General features: G+C 57.3%; 4 protein-coding genes. All 4 read right to left on the bottom strand.

Annotated features, from left to right (window positions below; translation table 11 throughout):
- Positions 1–135: 135 nt before the first annotated feature.
- Positions 136–564, bottom strand: coding sequence for a DUF3995 domain-containing protein (locus Q319_RS0123125; RefSeq protein ID WP_029484738.1), 429 nt, complete (start codon positions 562–564; stop codon positions 136–138).
- Positions 565–713: 149 nt separating this feature from the next.
- Complete coding sequence (locus Q319_RS26685; protein ID WP_245619450.1) at positions 714–998, bottom strand: HNH endonuclease; 285 nt, start codon at positions 996–998, stop codon at positions 714–716.
- 193 nt (positions 999–1191) lie between these two features.
- Positions 1192–1443: a hypothetical protein gene (locus Q319_RS25160; protein ID WP_029484740.1), complete on the bottom strand. Its 252-nt coding sequence runs from the start codon at positions 1441–1443 to the stop codon at positions 1192–1194.
- Positions 1433–2047, bottom strand: coding sequence for a ParA family protein (locus Q319_RS0123140; RefSeq protein ID WP_051655721.1), 615 nt, complete (start codon positions 2045–2047; stop codon positions 1433–1435). Before Q319_RS0123140 ends, Q319_RS25160 begins: the two co-directional genes overlap by 11 nt.
- Between the last annotated feature and the right edge of the window lie 351 nt (positions 2048–2398).

The raw sequence follows: 2398 nt of genomic DNA on the forward strand, positions 1-2398 counted from the left end.
TGGTAAAACGAACCCCTCGTCAGGCCCATGTCCTGACACAGCCGTTCCAGGGTCAGCGCCTGTTCGCCCTCGTCCCGCAGCAGTTTCAAGCCCAGTTCCAGCCAGTCTGCTTTGCCCCGCCGCTTCGTCACCGCCTTAGCCTAACAAGCTCAGCAGGGTCAGCGCACCCAGGCCCAGACACAACGGCGAGTAGATTGCGCGGTTGAGCCGGGCAAAGGTGGGATTGCCTGAAGTCAGGCGCGGCAGCGCGTACCCCAGGCCGCCCCGTAGCACGAAGACGCCGGCCACCCCGAATGCGCCTGACCGGATGAGGCCAGTGGGCCACCCCGCTGCCGACAGCAGGCCGGATGCGGCCAGCACCAGCCATGACGCCAGGATCAGCAGTCCAGCCACCGCGTAGCAGGCGGTGACAGAAGGCATCGGTGTCCCGGGGGGGCCGCCAAAGACCTGCGCGGCCAGCGTGTCACGGCTGGATCCAGGCCACAGTCCACCCGTGCCCCAGTAAGCATGTAGGAGGGCCAGAACCATCAGGCTGGCGGCAACAGGAAGAGCGATTATTTCCATACTAAACAATATGGTATGTGCAGAAGAGATATTCAACTTTGGATATTTGGGTGACTTGAGGCTGGGAACTACAACCTGCGCTCACGATGTTGTCAACCTGATTTCTCGCGGCTCGGACGGCAATTCTCGAAAGTCCAACTGAACCCTTCTCAGCGCCGATTGAAGGTGACCCAGTTTTGCGCAGATGGAGATAAGCCTCGACTACGCAATATTGGGGCAGGCCCAGGTGGGCGCTTGATCCCTTGAAACAATTCCGGGAACAGGCTTGGCATCCCCGTCTTCTGGCGGCGCATGTGAAACTCGGCATGGGCGTGGTAACGCTGACTGGGGAGGACGAGAAGGTTCTCAGAGGCATTGTTGGTGCTGTCCCCGTCCCGGTGGTGGACAATTTCACGGGGCAGGAGTGGACGGCCGAGAAGCAGCTCAGCCAGCACCCGGTGCGCCAGCAGACGCTTGCCCGTTTTCGGATCCCGGGTGTGGAGATACTTTTTGCGACGCTTGATGGCTCCCCTCCTTTGCTGACGGTATAGCCTTCCCGCTTACCACTGGTTCAGGACGGGTATTCTCCAATCTAACTTTCTAGATAATAATATTATAAGATAACGATATATCTTATAATATTATTATCTAGAGATTGGGATGGCGCTCCTGAAGGTACTTCTCGATGATCTCTTCAAGGATGTCCACCTGAGTTCGCCCCTCGTACCCGGACGCCACCTTCAATTTCATCTTCAGGTCCGTTCTGAGCTTGCTGCCGAACTGAACCCGTTCCGGCTCCAGCGGCTCTGGAGAAGGAGGCCCCTCTGTTGCCGGCAAGGCCGCTTCAGCCCCTTTGAGTCTGGCTAGATTGCTGAAGCGCGCCTTGCGATCAGCGGACATTAGACAGGATCTCCCGGGTGACGGCGGCGTAGTCCGCATCAACAAGCTTGGCGTACTTGTGCGAGGTATAGGCCTCTAGCGGACGCTGGCGCTCAGCCGCGTCTCCGACGGCCGTGCTGTGACGAACCACCGTGTTGAGCACCGGCACATCCTGATCTGCCAAAGCCTCCCGTAGTTCCTCCCCTCGCCCGCCCATGTTGGCCACGATCAAGACCCGGTAATTCTGAATCCCATCAGACACCAAAGGGGCCAAAGTCTTCATCAGTCCGGTGGCAGAAAGGCCGTCGGGTTTGGTGGGCACAACCAGCAGATCGCTGTCCTGAGCAAGGCTGACCAGATCGCCTCCTTGCTCATTCCCCTTGGTATCGATTACTAGATAGTCATAGTTCAGAGTCATCTTCTCCGTAGCTTCCCGGTAGGGCAGGGCATCAAAACGCCAGGCGGCGTAGTCACCCTCGCGCCAAGACAGGGCGCACTGCAATTCCTCGTCAGCGTCCAATAGCAAAACCTTGTGCTTTTTCCCTAGCTGCTGGGCGAGATGGACCGCCGTGGTGGTCTTCCCGACGCCTCCCTTCATATTGCCGATAGCGATGATTTTAGGCATATTAATATCTTACTCTCTAGAAAATAATATTTCTAGTTATCTGCTTTGAGGCGTCCTCAGCTTCATGGGCGAAGTAAATGTTCGAAAACTCCTTCCCAAAGATGCAGAACGTGTGCGGAAAGCTGGCGGCCTGACAGATTTTATGAGGGTGGACGGAAAGCGAGCTGCCAGCCCCGAATCTTCAATCCGCGCTGACGCCTGATCTGCCACTCACAGACACCAGCGGTTAATCAGTGGTTATCCGGCTGTTACAGGTCTTGAACGCTCCCATGAGCCCTGTAACATACTTCCATGACCACCCCCGCCGTCGCCTACTACCGGGTCAGTACTGCCAAACAAGGTCAAAGCGGC

It is taken from the genome of Deinococcus marmoris DSM 12784 (assembly GCF_000701405.1).
Classification (GTDB): Bacteria; Deinococcota; Deinococci; order Deinococcales; family Deinococcaceae; genus Deinococcus; species Deinococcus marmoris.